Genomic DNA, 13,469 nt, shown 5'->3' with positions numbered 1-13,469 from the left:
GCAGTCGGCCGACCTGGTCGGCAGCATGCTACGGAATCGGCGCCATCATCTGCTCCCTCCCTCGGGCGTCGCTCCCGCTCGGGAGCTCGTTGCAGCCTCCTGTCTCGTCTGCTTCTGCCTGGCTCGGATTGTCAGGTGAGCCGGAACTCGGTGCCGTGCCGAAGCATGGCATGCATGATGATGGCGAGGCGGCGGGCGAGCGCGATCCGCGCCTTGCGCATCGTCGAGCGCCTGGCGATGGCGAGCGCCCAGTCCTTCAACTTCAGCGCGCCCTTGTAGCGGGAGAGCATGACGTTGGCCGCCTCATAGAGCAGGCTCCGCATGCGCTGGTCGCCCACCTTGGAGATGCTGCCGACATAGTCGATCTCGCCGGACTGATAGCGACGCGGCACAAGGCCGAGATAGGCACCAAGGTCGCGCGAGCGCCGGAAGCCGTGCAGGATCATCGACGGCAGCCGTGAAGGCCAGTGCGGTGAGTTGCCCGACGCCGGGAATGGTCATCAACCGACGGCGGGCGTCGGAGGCGCGGACGAGGCGCTTCATATCCGCGTCGATGGCAGCGACCGCGCCAAGCACCGCGTCCCGGGCCGCGACGAGACCGCGCATGGCGCCGGCCAGGCCGGTGATGCCGTCGCTCATCCGCACGACCTCGTCGACGAAGGCCGGGCTGAGCCCGCGCGGCAGGCGGACGCCGAACACCACCGCCAGTCCGCGGATCTGGTTCTTCAGCGTGACGCGTTGCCCGACCAGCTTCTTGCGGGCGACGATCAGCGCGCGGATCGCATGGGCCGGCAGCGACTTCACATGCACGGCCTTGTAGAAGCCGGTCCTCGCCAGCTGCGCCAGCCCGCGCGCATCGTTGCGGTCGGTCTTGTGCGTCGCCAGGGTCTTGAGTGCCTGATAGGCCTGTCGGCTCTCGATGCACACGACCAGAATGCCAAGCTCGGCTAAGCCATGGTAGAGCATCGGCGCCATCCGGCCGGTCTCGAACACCACCCGCGTGCAGCGGGGTGCTTGCTCCAGTGTTGCCGCTATCGCCACCGCGGACGAGATGGCTTTGACCTCGTGCACAACCGCCCCGTCGCGATCGACGACGCAGATGTGCGTCTCCTCCATCGAGACGTCCAGGCCCGCAAAATACTCCATGATCGATCTCCTCTTCTGCAGCGGAGACAATCCTATCGGCCTCCGAAGAAGAGCAACCAGACCGTTACCCCATGTTGAAAAAATTCGGCCTTGAGAGCGCCTCTTGGCTAAGCTGAATTCGACCCATTGAGGCTCGACCTTCCACGCGGTCCTGAGCTGCGGCCCGTTCGACATGAGCTTGGCGAACTTCCTGAGGTTCTGTGCCGCTGCGGTTGGCCGCGCAGGCGCAGCCTGTCGAGATTATATAGATTGAGTCTATATCAAATCGATAAATCATTATTATCCAACGATCCTCGCTCTTGGCACCGTCTCGCCGCATTGGTCAAGATACGGAGCTGTAGTGAGGCATGCAGGAGCGGCAGGCACATCGATCGGTTCAGTTGACCGAAACGGTTAGCGCCGGAGAGCGCCTGCACCTCATCGGCGCCTTTCCGGGGATGGATTCCCGCACCGCACTGGCGATGCAGGCGGCAAACCTTGCTGGGCTGTTGACGATCTTCTCCGATGGTCGCGTACGCGACCCCGCCGGCATCGCGGTCCCCGGCGATCGATCACCTGCGGCGGAAGACGGGGGTTATGCTCCGTGGCGCTGCGCCTCGCTCGCCGCGTTCGCCGATCTCAAACGGCGAGGCCTGATTCCGAAGAATGCGAGGCTGCAGACCAGCCTTCCGGTGGCTATCCAGTATGCCCACGGGCTTGGGCGGCTCCGCCGAGACCGGGACGATTATGCAAATGCGCTCTGCGCCCACGTCGCCGGCCTCGTTGCGGAGATGCAAGCCGATGAAGCGGCGATTCAGCTCGAGCTGCCTTACGCCGATCTCAGTGAAACCGTCCGTGAAACAACAGAAGACCTGGCGGAGGATGCGCGAGCAACTTTCGTGGAGGAGGCGCTGCGCGTGATCGACCAGGTACCCGCTCATGCCCGCCTCGCCCTTCATCTCGATTGCCGCGACGGCGCGCGCTTCGCCATGACACCCGCCGATGCCGTAGCCATGGCAGGGATCGCGCAGGATCTGCTCGCCCGTGCGTCCCGGCCGATCGATCTGCTTCATATTCCCATACCGCTGCGTCACGAGACGGATGAATTCTTTCGGGGCCTGGCACCGCTTCAGTCGCCGCCCGAGACGACGCTCTGTCTCGGCTTGATCCATCTCTCAGATGGGCGGGACGGTGCCCTGCGCCGTATCGACCTTGCCCGGCCGCATGTGCCTGATTTCGCGGTCGCGGCGCGCAGCGGCTTCGCAGCCCGGCCGCCGGAAGCGATCGGGCCGTTCCTGCAGCTCCATGCCCACGTCGCACGCGACATAGCTGCCTAGATCAGAATTCGGGAGGACGACATGACAGAAAAGAAGGCCGTCAAGGCCTATCACTGGGACGAGATTCCCTCGCGCGAGCTTAAGCCCGGCATCGTCCAGCGCGGCTTTCGCAGCGATGGCGTTCTGGTGACGTACAATTACCTCGAGCCCGGCTGCCAAGGCTCGCCCCATAGCCACCCGTTCGATCAGATTTTCATGATCGTCCAGGGGCGGGTGAAGCTCCATGTCGAGGATCAGCTCTTCGACTGCCCGGCGGGAACCGTGATCCGCATCCCGGCGCATCACGTCCACTATGTCGAGCCGCCGGCGCCGGAAGACGGCACGGCGATCAATGTCGATATCTTCGGCCCTGTGCGCGAGGACTACCTGCCCATCGTCGCCTATCAGGGCGACGAGTTCTCGCGCTGAAGCCGCCGCTATGACAATGGCGACGAGATCGACGATCACCGGTGTAAGAAGCGTCGAGCTTGAATTGGCGGACCCCGAGCGGTCCGCGCGGTTCTACACGGATGTCTGGCACCTCAGCGAAGTCGCGCGCGCCGGCGATACGATTTACCTGCGCGGCACGGCGGAATTTCATCATATCCTCGCTCTGCGCCCGAGCCATGGCCCAGCCCGGATCGGGCGGGTGGTCTATGAGGCCAGGACGCGCGACATCGTCGATGCCATCCATGCTCGCCTGGCGGCCATCGAGACCCCGGTCGAGACTCCCGGTTCGCTCGACAGGATCGAGGGCGGCTACGGTTTCGGACTCGCCGATCCGAGTGGACGGTGTCTGGCGGTCGTCGCAGGCGCGGCGTGCCACGACGACGACGAGCCGCAGCCGGACCGGCCCCACAAGATCGCGCATGTCAACTTCAACGACCCCGACGCGGCTCGCCTGACGGCATTCTATGTCGATGGCCTCGGCATGAAGCTCGTCGACCGGGCGGGGCGCCAGGCGTTCCTTAACGCGGATTCGCCGGACCACAGTTCGATCGTGATCTGTCAGGCCGATGCGAACACGCTCAACCATCTCTCCTTCGAGATGGCCGATCTAGACTCCGTCATGCGCGGCGCCGGGCGGATGAGCGATGCGGGCTATCCCATCGAATGGGGCGTGGGTCGGCATGGTTGCGCCGACAACGTCTTCGCTTATTTCGCGGGGCCGGAGGAAATCCCGCTCGAGTATACCTCCGACGTCCTGCAGATCGACGACAGCTATCCCTATAACGGCCCTGAGTACTGGGCCTGGCCCACGGGTCGTCTCGATCAATGGGGCGTGACGCCTCCTCACACCAAACGCTGGAAACGCGTTCAGAGCCTCTTCGCATTCCGCAGCGGCGACTATCGCCTGCGCGGCTGATCACCTGTCGGGCGCTAGATCCGACGGACAAAAACAAAATGAGGAAACCCATGGAAACTTCACCACGCCTATCGATCGATACCCTGATCGATAACAAGGCCATCGGCGGCTACAGGGCCGGGATCTTCGGTCTCGCCATCGTCCTCGCGATGCTGGACGGGATCGACAACGTCACGCTCGGTCTCGCCGCCCCCGCACTCTCGGCCGAACTCGGAATCGCGCGGTCCGAGCTCGCCTCGGTCTTCACCGCGACCCTGGTCGGGTTGACCATCGGTGCCTTCGCGCTCGGTTATGCCGGGGATCGCTGGGGCCGGCGGCCTTGCACGATTGCCTGCGTCGCATTGTTCGGCGCGTTCACCCTCGCCGTTCCTTTTGCGCAAGACATCAATCACCTCATCGTCTTCCGGGCGCTCGCGGGTGTCGGCATTGGCGGGCTGCTGCCGAATATCTGCGCGCTCGTCGCCGAATTCGCGCCGGCCCGGCACCGTCAGACGGGTGTTCTCGTCGTCAGTGGCGGCATCGCCGCCGGTGCAATGCTCGGCGGCGTCCTGAGCGCCGCGGTGGAGCCCCCATTCGGCTGGCGAGCCCTGTTCTTCGTTGCGGGTGGGGCGACGCTTCTCGCACTGATCGCGACGTGCGTGGCTCTGCCGGAATCCGCGCGCTTCCTGCTCGCGCGGCGCGGCGACGACGTTCGTGTCATCACGCTTCTGCGCCGCATCGCGCCGCAGGCGGCGCTGCCCGAGGGCACACGCTTCACCATGGCGGATCAGACCGGGCGCGTCTCGCTCGGCCGTCTGTTCGGCCAGGGTCTGGCCGGCACGACGGTGCTGCTCTGGGTCAGCTACGCGACCATTCTGGCGGTGATGTATCTGCTGTTCCAGTGGCTGCCGACTCTGGCCCGCGATTTCGGATTCACACAGCAGCAGGCGGTCTTCGCCGCGACGATCTTCAACCTCGGCGGAATGCTGGGTTCCGTGCTTCTCGGCCCCATGGCCATCCGCTGGGGCACCTACCGCGTTGCCACGGTCAACTTCCTCCTGATCGCGCCGTTCGTTTTCGCGATCGCGCATTCCTCCGGGAGTCCGACGCTGCTCCTCGCGAGCGCGTTCGCGGCGGGCTGGACGGTGATGGGAGGTCTCGGCTTGGTCAATGCGCTGGCCGCCGAAAGCTACCCCACGGCGGTTCGCGCGACAGGGATCGGTTGGGCGAGCGGCGTGGGACGCCTGGGCTCCGCGTTCAGCCCCTCGCTGATCGGTCTGCTGCTTGCGGGCGGATGGACGGCGAAGGACGTGCTGGAACTGCCGATCGCGCCCGCTTTCGTCATCGCCTTTGCCGTCATCGCGATCGGAAAGATGAGCCGCAGGCGCCTGCCGGCCGCCGATGCTGCCGTCGCCGCGGTGTGATGGGTCGACCCGCCATGCGCCACGTTACCTCCGCTCCTGCCTTCAGTTCTGCCGGCGCCAGCGCGATGCGCCATGTCCTAGCCGGCGCGGCCCAGGGCATCGAGAGCTGCGAGATCGGCCTTCTGACACTTGGCGAAGGCTGCAGCGACGATGCCGGACCGACCTCCTCGGAGGAGCGACTGATCTACGTATTGGCGGGCGCCGTCGAGGCGACCTCCGGCGAGGAACGCGTGACACTGGAGAAGGGCCATTTCCTGTTTCTGCCCCGGAGCAGGGTCCACGCCTTGCGCACGGTGGCAGGTGGCGAGGCCGTTCTCCTCGACATCCGGTCAGCGGTGCCCACGACGTCAAAGGAAGCGCCAGCCCTCGGCACGCCGCTCGCGGAGCTGGCAGGTCGCGTCTCATCCGATGCCTTGAGCTCTCATCAGGGCCACGCCGCGGAAGGGCGCGCCTTCGAGACCCAGCCGCTGCTCGATCGCAAGCGTGGCTCGGAGCGGCTCAGGGCCTTCGTGGCTGCCGTGCAGCCGGGCAGCGGAATGGGCCTGCACGTTCATCCCTTCGATCAGTTCTATTTCATGCTGGAGGGTGAGCTCGATCTGCAGATCGGGCTGGAAGGCGGGAGCGCTGCGGCCGGACAGCTCGCGATCTTTCCGGCCGGCATGGTGCATCGCAACCGCAACGCGTCGGCGACACCTGCGCTCCAGATCACCATCAATGCCCCTGAAGCATCCGCCGGCACGCCGAGTGTTTTCGACGTGACCCTTTCCGAGCCCCTGCGCTGAGACGAAACCGATGCAGCCCGAGCTTTCGACCTCTCATCCACCCGGTCTACCAAACGACGTTCAGGTCGCCGTCGTCGGTTTCGGCCCGGCTGGAGCCCTCGCTGCGAACCTCCTCGGCCAGGCGGGCATTCACACGCTGTGCGTCGACCGGACCAGCGAGGTTTACGACAAGCCTCGCGCGATCGCTCTCGACCACGAGATCCTGCGCGTTCTCGACAATCTCGGTGTCGCCGAGGCGGTGGCGCCCTATATCGCGCCGTTCGACCTGTCCGAGCATTTCGGGAGCCAGGGAGAGCTGCTGCGGCGGATCGGCATGGTCGGCACGCCTTATCCGCTTGGCTACACGCCCACCATGGTCTTTACGCAGCCGCCGCTGGAAGCGGCGCTGCGGGACCACGCCAGGCATTGGTCCGGTGTCGAGCTGCGCCTGGGCACGCAGGTGACCGGGCTCATGCAGCACGAAAGTGGTGTCATGCTGCAACTTTGCGATGCAGCCGGAGGCAGCGGGCGCGTTACCGCCGATTACGTCATCGCCTGCGATGGCGCTTCGAGCAGCCTGCGCGGCATGGTCGGCGCGACGCTGGACGATCTGGAATTCGACGAGCCCTGGGTGGTAATCGATCTCAAGGTCGACCCCGACAAGCTTGATACGCTTCCCGCCAACTCGGCGCATTACTGCGAGCCCGACCGCCCGTCCGTCTACATCGTCGGACCCGGCAATCACCGGCGCTGGGAGATCATGCTGCTCGACGGCGAGGACCCGCGCGAGATGGAGCGGCCTGAGCGCGTCTGGCACCTCCTGAACCGTTGGATCGGGCCGCAGGACGCCACGCTCTGGCGTGCCGCCAGCTACCGCTTTCACGCCCTCGTCCTGCGGGACTGGCGTCGCGGCCGCGTTTTCTTCGCCGGCGACGCGGCGCATCAGCAGCCGCCGATCCTGGGACAGGGCATGTGCCAGGGCATGCGCGACGTTACGAACATCGTCTGGAAGCTGCAGGCCGTCCTTGCGGGGCAGGCCGACCCCTCGCTCCTGGACACCTATGGCGAGGAGCGCAGCCCGCATGTGCGCGAGCTGATCGAGCAGATCAAGGGGATCGGAGCCGTCCTGTGCGAGCGCGATCCCGAGGCGGCGAGGCGACGCGACGCGCGGCTTCTGGCCGAAAGCGGCGGCGTTCCAGCGACGATCACCCGACAGTCGGTGATCCCGCCGCTTCGGGCTGGCCTACTGTCCTCATCGCGTCGCCCCGGCACCGGACGCCTTTTCCCACAGCCCTACGCGATGGCTGCCGGCCGCGAGGGTCTGCTCGACGCCGTCTTCGGCACGGGCTGGCGTATGGTCATCGATACGCGAGCTCCGGGCTGGCGGCCCGAGCAGCTATCGGCCCTGTCCGATGCCGCCCAAGACCTCGGCGTGACCGTCCTTGCTTTGTCGGACGGCACGGTGGCCGTGCCGCCTGCCGTCGAGGCGTTCCGCGAGCGGGACGGCGTGCTGGCCGGATGGCTGGCGGAACAGGACGCCGGCGCGGCGCTGATCCGTCCAGATCACTACGTCTTCGGGACGGCGGACGCGGCCGCCGCCTGCCTCGCCTTACTCGCCGAGCTCCGGCTTGCGCTGCATGCCTATGCCGGGTCGATCCCCGGCCGAACCACCGCCGCGGCCTGAGAGCCGATGGCACCTCACTCCGCCATCTCGCAGAAGAAAGCGACACCATGAAATTGGCTTCATTCACCATCGACGGCCGACAGAGCTGGGGCGTGGTCTCGGGCGAGGCGATCGCCGATGTCGGCGCGGTCCTTCGCGATCGCTTCGCAGACCTGAAAGCCGTGCTCGCGGCCGATGCGCTGGCGGCCATCCCCGCCGCAGCAGCAAAGGCGGACAGCATCCCGCTGGCGCGGATCACGTGGCTGCCAGTCATCCCGAACCCGGACAAGATTCTCTGCATCGGCCTGAACTACGAGATGCACCGCCAGGAGACCGGACGCTCGGAGGTCGAAAACCCGACCGTCTTCGCCCGCTACGCCAACAGCCAGATCGGGCATCTCGCCGATATTATCAGGCCGAAAGTCTCGACCGATCTCGACTACGAGGGCGAACTCGCCGTGATCATCGGCAAGGCGGGGCGCTACATCGAGAATGCCGACGCCGGGGACCATATCGCCGGCTACGCCTGTTACAATGACGGCAGCCTGCGAGATTTCCAGCGCCATACGCACCAGTTCACACCGGGCAAGAATTTTCCCGGCACCGGTGCCTTCGGCCCCTGGATGGCGACGCCCGACGAACTGGGCGATCTCTCAGGGCTGAGGCTGCAGACCAGGGTCAACGGCCAGGTCGTTCAGGACGCCCGCTTCAGCCAGATGATCTTCGATATCCCCACCCAGATCGCCTATTGCTCACGCTTCACGCGGCTCGAGCCCGGCGACGTGATCGCGACAGGGACACCGGGCGGCGTCGGCGCCAAGCGTAATCCGCCGCTCTGGCTCAAGCCCGGCGATCTCGTCGAGGTCGAGATCGATCGCCTCGGCACATTGAGCAACGGCGTTCGCGACGAAATCTGACGACGGCCGGCCGAAGCCGTATCGGGACCGCTCCACGTCGATAGGAGCGGCCCAAATTCAGGGAGGATATCATGAAGACCCTCGATAGACGCGCATTGCTGTCCTGCCTGGCAGGCAGCCTCCTGGTCGGCACGGCCGCCCGTGCGCAGAGTTGGCCGCAAAAGCCGATCACCGTGGTCGTTCCGCAATCGGCAGGAAGCAGCCCCGACATTCTCTGCCGTATGATCGCCGAGCGCATGGCGCGCAGCCTCGGCCAGCAATTGGTGGTGGAGAACAAGCCCGGCGCCGCCAATGTCGTCGGGACGCAAGCTGTGGTGCGGGCGGCGCCCGACGGCTATGCGCTGCTGTTCACCACCTCGGCCGGCCTGGTCACCAATCCCTTCACCTTCAAGAAGCTCTCCTATGATCCGCTGCGCGACCTCTCGGCCGTCGCATTCATCGCCAGGAGCAACCAGGTCATCGTGGTCAACCCGTCAGTGAAGGCGACGTCGCTCGCCGAGCTGATCGCGCTGGAGAAGGAGAAACCGGGCTCGCTGTCGATCGCCGTCGACGGGCCGCGCAACCTGTCCGGCATTCTGGGGCAGGCGATCAACAAGGCGGCGGGCACCCGCTTCGTGCTCGTGCCCTACAACACGATCTCCAGCGCGGTTCAGGACACCGTCACCGGCCGGACCGAGGTGGCGATCCTGTCGGTTTCGGTCGCGGAGGCGCATATCGAGGAGAAGGCCCTGCGTCCCATCGCCGCCGCGGGGACGCGGCGCATCGCATCGATGCCGGACCTGCCGGCGATCACCGAAATCCTCCCCTCCGCCGACCTTCAGGCTTGGTTCATGATGATGGCGCCGGCCGGGCTGCCTGCCGCGATCGCAGAGCAGCTGGCGAAGGCCGTGTCGCAGGCCACGGCCGACCCCGAATTGCAGCGCGCAGCGGCGAAGCTGGGCTTCGAGTTCGAGGCGGACGCCACCACGCCGGCGAGCGCCGCGGCCTTCCTGCGAAGTCAATACGACAGCGCCGCGAAGCTCATCCCGACCTTGGGCATCGAGCCACAGTGATAGGCCGCCCGGGCCGTTCAGGCGTGGTCGTAATCAACTGCCTTCTCCCGCGCGATCTCGATGAATCGCCTGGCGAGCGCGCTCATCGGATGCTGCTTGAGGGTGCGCAGGCCGAAGATGCGCTTCGCAGGCTGCTGCCTTAGCGGCAGCGCGACGAGAGAGCCATCCTCCAGTTCGCTGCGGACGATCTGGTGCGATAGGATCGTGATACCGTCGGTGCGGCGCACGATCTCCTTCAGCACGCCGAAGGGCGCTGCGCGGATGATGCGCTCGGGAAAAGCCAGGCCCGCCGTCGTGAACAGCGCCTCCACTAGCGTGGTGAAGGTGCTGCCTTCGGGCGGCATGACCCAAAGAGCCTCCCGGTGCTCGGTCAGGGACAGTTCCCTTTCTCCCGCGAGAGAATGACCGGCCCGGACGAGCGCGGCGACGCCGGCTCCGAACAAGGGCTCGTTCGCGATGTCCTCACGTTCGCGGCCGCTCGAGCCATGGCCGCTGATCGTGCTGATGACGACATCTATGCGGTGAGTCAGGAGGCCGGCGAGCAGGTCGTCGTCCGAGCCCTCGATTACGCTGCAGGCCATGGCGGGCTGCTCGCGGTAGAGGCTCGACAGGATGTCGGGGATGATGCTGCTCGCCGAGAGCGGCGTGCCGCCCACAATTAGCGGCCCCGCAACGCCGACCCGGAGATTCCGCATTTCCTCGCCTGCCGTCTGCAGCACGGCTTCGAGGCTCTCCGCATGCCTCAGAAGAGCCAGCCCGGCCGCGGTGAGCTTGGCACCGTGCCTCCCGCGCTCAACGAGCCGGTGGCCTGTCACATCCTCGAGCCGGGCGACGCTGACCGAGAGCGATGGCTGTGCAACGCCGAGACCCTCCGAGGCACGCAGGAGTGAGCCGGAGCGATGGATCGCCAGCAGATGTGCGAGCTGACGTGGCGAGATGTCCATTCTGCTAAAATCCAGATTTCTGCTGACGGGTCGTTGATGGAAGAAGCGAACTCCGGCCGATTAATCGTGGCCGAGCCTCGCGAGCATGCAATAGGGCGAGCAGCAAAACCATATGCGGCGGGAGGCGCAATCCCAGGAAAGCGCGACCACGGTGCAAGCAGTTCGGATCGGCAATATCTAAGGACAAGGCTCCTATCCCTCAGCGTGCGGTCATGGCGTCGTTAGGAAGGACGAGTTTGCGTGCCCCCTACGACGCGGCAATCGCTCGGCATCGTCTATGTCGATCGCGGAGCTGGTCGGAGGGGCTGCTGTGGCCGGCTCATCGCGGGACCGCCTTCCTCTTCCTCGATCCCTCCCTGATTAGGCACGCTAATCGCACACATGGCCACCAGGGTTTGAAGTTGCAGGAAGGGCCGGGCGTCGAGCAACGCGTTGTAGTAGGCCGGGCTTGAGTTCATCACCGGCTTCACAGCTTGACCAGGGCACGCATCTCGTCGGGGGTTCTCGGTGCGATCTTTGCGGAAAGCGTGATCCGGCCGAATAAGGCGACTATCGCGTTCGACGGGTTTGATCCGCTTCTGCAGCGCATCTGCGACGTCATCAACGCTTACACCGCGCATCCGACCTATCCCTGAAGCGCTTTCCCTATATGTATCAGCGCAGACTGCCGGATGCGTTGACATCATCGTCGCCCGAGACAAAGCGGGGCCGCAAGCATAGCGCTCCCGTCAGCCCCCGCTCGTCAGAAATCCCGGCAGTGGCCCTTTCAAAGTCGGACATGGGACATCGCCGCGCCAGTTCGTGCAGGCGCAATCAGTCCGCCCGAGAGCGGACGTTCCCAAGGGCCGCAATGGGCCGATTGTGTTGAAGAAGTCGGCTTTGGGTCGGCTGTCGAGCGAGACTGAACGGATCGCTGAGAGGGCGTTCGCCCTCATGCCGCCAGAGGTGGCGTTCTCATCAACATCAGCTTCGCCATTTTCCTGAGGTTCTGGGCGGTGGCTGCGAGGAGGAACTCGTCGCGGGCGCCGGATGGTCTTCGCAGGCGCAGGCGATCGAGTTTGAGGATGCGCTTCAGGTGCGCAAACAGCATCTCGACCTTCTTCCTCTCGCGCCGCGAGGTGACGTAGGCATCGGTGGCGGCGATGTCGCGCGTCATGTCGCGGGCGCCTTCGTGGATGGAGCGCAGGATCTTGTGAGCAGGATCTTTCGGACAGCACTGCGGCTTCAGGGAACAGGCGCCGCAGCCGGCCAGCGCCATAACCAGACATTGCCACGCTGCCCGGAAGCGGACGCCCGGCTCTGGGTGGGGACGTCAGCTCGAGCTCAACGGCGACTTGGCCGTGGCTGCTTCCAAGCGTGCTCACACACTCGTATGGCTGCGCGGACGACTCGACGCGTGGTTTCGGAAATGGCTGCTGTTTGGGAAGGGGGATGGCAGAGTGTTTGGTCGTCCTCGTTGCTGAAACGCGGCAGGGCGCGACGAAGCCGCAAGGCAGAAAGCACGTGCGTCTGGATCCTAACTCGCTAAACTGCGCAGGCTGCGTCGCGGGCCAACGGCGACGGCTATGCCTAGCGTGAGGGCCTATGATCTCTAGCCTAAAGTGTGCCCTGCGCGAGACGACATCCTTCACTGCGCCTTCTGTGCTCGCAACCGGCGTCGTCGCAGGGGGACTGCGGCATAAAAAGATGCGCTCGATGAGCCGTGGCGTCGGCGCCAACACGCTATCGCGGTGGCGGGGTGCGCTGGTCGAAACAACCATGGTGAGCGGTCTGGCGCTCACCGTCGCTGCCGCGTCTGTGACCGCCCGCGGCGCTGCGCATGCAGCGGACTGGCTGGGCAGCAGCGGGGACTTCAATCTCGGTTCGAACTGGGCTGGCGGCGCCGTGCCAACGGACACGGCGTCCTTCACGAACAGCCCGACGGCACAGCGAAATGTCGTCGTCACGTCCGGCGGTACGCTCACGCTGCTGGAGTATAACAACAACGCGCCCGCCTACACGCTGTCGACCGCCCCCAGCATGGCACTGTTCATCAACAACATCACCAATAATTCGGCGTTCGAGCAGACGCTGTTTGCCGGGGCGACGGGCGGGTTCGCAATCTCTGGCACGATTACCGGAGCGATGGCGCTTATTGGTGGGCCAGGCTCCGGCTCGATCCAGTTCGGCACGGGGGGCTCGGCTGCGGGCTCGCGGTTTATCGGCCAGGGCGGGCTGTTGAGTTTGACCATGGGCGCCGGTGACACGCTGTCGATCGGTTCGATCGAAGGCACCGGGGTAATACGAGCCCTCGGGGGGACCCAAACTCTGTCGGTTGGCGGTCTGAATGCGAGCACCACCTATGCAGGCGAGATTCGGGACTCAGTCGCCCTCACCAAGCTCGGCACTGGTGCGCTCACTCTGTCAGGCGCCAATCTTTACACCGGCGGCACGACGATCAATGCCGGCTCAATCATCGCTGGTAACGATTCCGCCTTTGGCATTGGCTTGGTCATGCTGAATGGCGGCGCGCTGGCGACCACCGGTGTGCGCGCGATCGGCAACAACATCTCGCTGACCGGCTCCAGCGCGATCCGTGTGCTGGATACGACCGCGACCTTCAGCGGCGCGATCGCTGCGGGCGGCAATGCGCTCAGCCTCGAAGGCGCTGGAAACGGCAAGATCGTCGGCGTCATCTCCGGCTCGGGGACTGTCACCAAGAGCGGCACGGGCACGTTCACGCTGTCGGGCGCCAATCTTTACACCGGCGGCACGACGATCAATGCCGGCTCAATCATCGCTGGTAACGATTCCGCCTTTGGCACCGGCTTGGTCATGCTGAATGGCGGCACGCTGGCGACCACGGGTGTGCGCGCGATCGGCAACAACATCTCGCTGACCGGCTCCAGCGCGATCCGTGTGCTGGATACGACCGCGACCTTC

At 65.5% G+C, this 13,469-nt stretch carries 11 protein-coding genes and 3 pseudogenes; 10 read left to right on the top strand and 4 right to left on the bottom strand.

The genetic code is table 11. The features are described from left to right. Nucleotides 1-131: 131 nt before the first annotated feature. A pseudogene (locus AB6806_RS19570) lies at nt 132-1,146 on the bottom strand (IS110 family RNA-guided transposase). A gap of 347 nt (nt 1,147-1,493) precedes the next feature. On the opposite strand from AB6806_RS19570, the gene AB6806_RS19565 reads away from it, so the two are divergent. The 8 genes from AB6806_RS19565 (at nt 1,494) to AB6806_RS19530 (ending at nt 9,603) form a co-directional block, all read left to right on the top strand. Beyond that, nucleotides 1,494-2,462 (top strand): hypothetical protein, encoded by a 969-nt coding sequence (locus AB6806_RS19565; RefSeq protein ID WP_370955255.1) that lies wholly within the window; start codon nt 1,494-1,496, stop codon nt 2,460-2,462. A gap of 21 nt (nt 2,463-2,483) precedes the next feature. Next, complete coding sequence (locus AB6806_RS19560; protein WP_370955254.1) at nt 2,484-2,870, top strand: cupin domain-containing protein; 387 nt, start codon at nt 2,484-2,486, stop codon at nt 2,868-2,870. Between the two features lie 16 nt (nt 2,871-2,886). Further along, nucleotides 2,887-3,807, top strand: coding sequence for a VOC family protein (locus tag AB6806_RS19555; RefSeq protein ID WP_370955253.1), 921 nt, complete (start codon nt 2,887-2,889; stop codon nt 3,805-3,807). Next, the gene (locus tag AB6806_RS19550) at nt 3,717-5,210 is read left to right on the top strand and encodes an MFS transporter (RefSeq protein ID WP_370955252.1); all 1,494 of its coding nucleotides are present in this window, start codon (nt 3,717-3,719) and stop codon (nt 5,208-5,210) included. The genes AB6806_RS19555 and AB6806_RS19550 overlap by 91 nt, the downstream gene beginning before the upstream one ends. 65 nt (nt 5,211-5,275) lie before the next feature. After that, nucleotides 5,276-5,992 carry a cupin domain-containing protein gene (locus AB6806_RS19545; RefSeq protein ID WP_370955251.1) on the top strand — a complete coding sequence of 239 codons (717 nt, stop codon included), beginning with the start codon at nt 5,276-5,278 and terminating at the stop codon, nt 5,990-5,992. Between the two features lie 10 nt (nt 5,993-6,002). Beyond that, complete coding sequence (locus tag AB6806_RS19540) at nt 6,003-7,655, top strand: bifunctional 3-(3-hydroxy-phenyl)propionate/3-hydroxycinnamic acid hydroxylase (protein WP_370955250.1); 1,653 nt, start codon at nt 6,003-6,005, stop codon at nt 7,653-7,655. 47 nt (nt 7,656-7,702) lie between these two features. Beyond that, the gene (locus AB6806_RS19535) at nt 7,703-8,551 is read left to right on the top strand and encodes a fumarylacetoacetate hydrolase family protein (protein ID WP_370955249.1); all 849 of its coding nucleotides are present in this window, start codon (nt 7,703-7,705) and stop codon (nt 8,549-8,551) included. A gap of 71 nt (nt 8,552-8,622) precedes the next feature. Beyond that, nucleotides 8,623-9,603: a Bug family tripartite tricarboxylate transporter substrate binding protein gene (locus tag AB6806_RS19530; RefSeq protein ID WP_370955248.1), complete on the top strand. Its 981-nt coding sequence runs from the start codon at nt 8,623-8,625 to the stop codon at nt 9,601-9,603. Between the two features lie 17 nt (nt 9,604-9,620). Here the strand turns inward: AB6806_RS19530 and AB6806_RS19525 are convergent, their stop codons facing one another. Together AB6806_RS19525 and AB6806_RS19520 are read right to left on the bottom strand one after the other, a co-directional pair. Next, nucleotides 9,621-10,322 (bottom strand): LysR substrate-binding domain-containing protein, encoded by a 702-nt coding sequence (locus AB6806_RS19525; protein WP_370955517.1) that lies wholly within the window; start codon nt 10,320-10,322, stop codon nt 9,621-9,623. 48 nt (nt 10,323-10,370) lie between these two features. After that, nucleotides 10,371-10,547 (bottom strand): annotated as a pseudogene (locus AB6806_RS19520) (helix-turn-helix domain-containing protein); the annotation flags it as partial. A 473-nt stretch (nt 10,548-11,020) separates the two neighbouring features. On the opposite strand from AB6806_RS19520, the gene AB6806_RS19515 reads away from it, so the two are divergent. Beyond that, nucleotides 11,021-11,182: a hypothetical protein gene (locus AB6806_RS19515; protein WP_370955247.1), complete on the top strand. Its 162-nt coding sequence runs from the start codon at nt 11,021-11,023 to the stop codon at nt 11,180-11,182. A 296-nt stretch (nt 11,183-11,478) separates the two neighbouring features. On the opposite strand, the pseudogene AB6806_RS19510 reads toward AB6806_RS19515, so the two are convergent. Continuing rightward, a pseudogene (locus tag AB6806_RS19510) lies at nt 11,479-11,790 on the bottom strand (transposase); the annotation flags it as partial. Nucleotides 11,791-12,242: 452 nt separating this feature from the next. On the opposite strand from AB6806_RS19510, the gene AB6806_RS19505 reads away from it, so the two are divergent. Then, nucleotides 12,243-13,469 (top strand): autotransporter-associated beta strand repeat-containing protein (locus tag AB6806_RS19505; protein WP_370955246.1); only part of this gene is annotated, 1,227 nt, incomplete at its 3' end.

It is taken from the genome of Allobosea sp. RCC_152_1 (assembly GCF_041360765.1).
GTDB classification, from domain to species: domain Bacteria; phylum Pseudomonadota; class Alphaproteobacteria; order Rhizobiales; family Beijerinckiaceae; genus Allobosea; species Allobosea spartocytisi.
The sequence above is the reverse complement of the archived record's forward strand: the minus strand, read 5'-3'. Positions and strand labels throughout refer to the sequence as shown.

Coding starts and splice junctions, on each gene's coding strand:
- AB6806_RS19545 (WP_370955251.1), top strand. CDS start 5,276: ATGCGCCATGTCCTAGCCGGCGCGGCCCAGGGCATCGAGAGCTGCGAG.
- AB6806_RS19550 (WP_370955252.1), top strand. CDS start 3,717: ATGGGGCGTGACGCCTCCTCACACCAAACGCTGGAAACGCGTTCAGAG.
- AB6806_RS19555 (WP_370955253.1), top strand. CDS start 2,887: ATGGCGACGAGATCGACGATCACCGGTGTAAGAAGCGTCGAGCTTGAA.
- AB6806_RS19565 (WP_370955255.1), top strand. CDS start 1,494: ATGCAGGAGCGGCAGGCACATCGATCGGTTCAGTTGACCGAAACGGTT.
- AB6806_RS19540 (WP_370955250.1), top strand. CDS start 6,003: ATGCAGCCCGAGCTTTCGACCTCTCATCCACCCGGTCTACCAAACGAC.
- AB6806_RS19530 (WP_370955248.1), top strand. CDS start 8,623: ATGAAGACCCTCGATAGACGCGCATTGCTGTCCTGCCTGGCAGGCAGC.
- AB6806_RS19560 (WP_370955254.1), top strand. CDS start 2,484: ATGACAGAAAAGAAGGCCGTCAAGGCCTATCACTGGGACGAGATTCCC.
- AB6806_RS19535 (WP_370955249.1), top strand. CDS start 7,703: ATGAAATTGGCTTCATTCACCATCGACGGCCGACAGAGCTGGGGCGTG.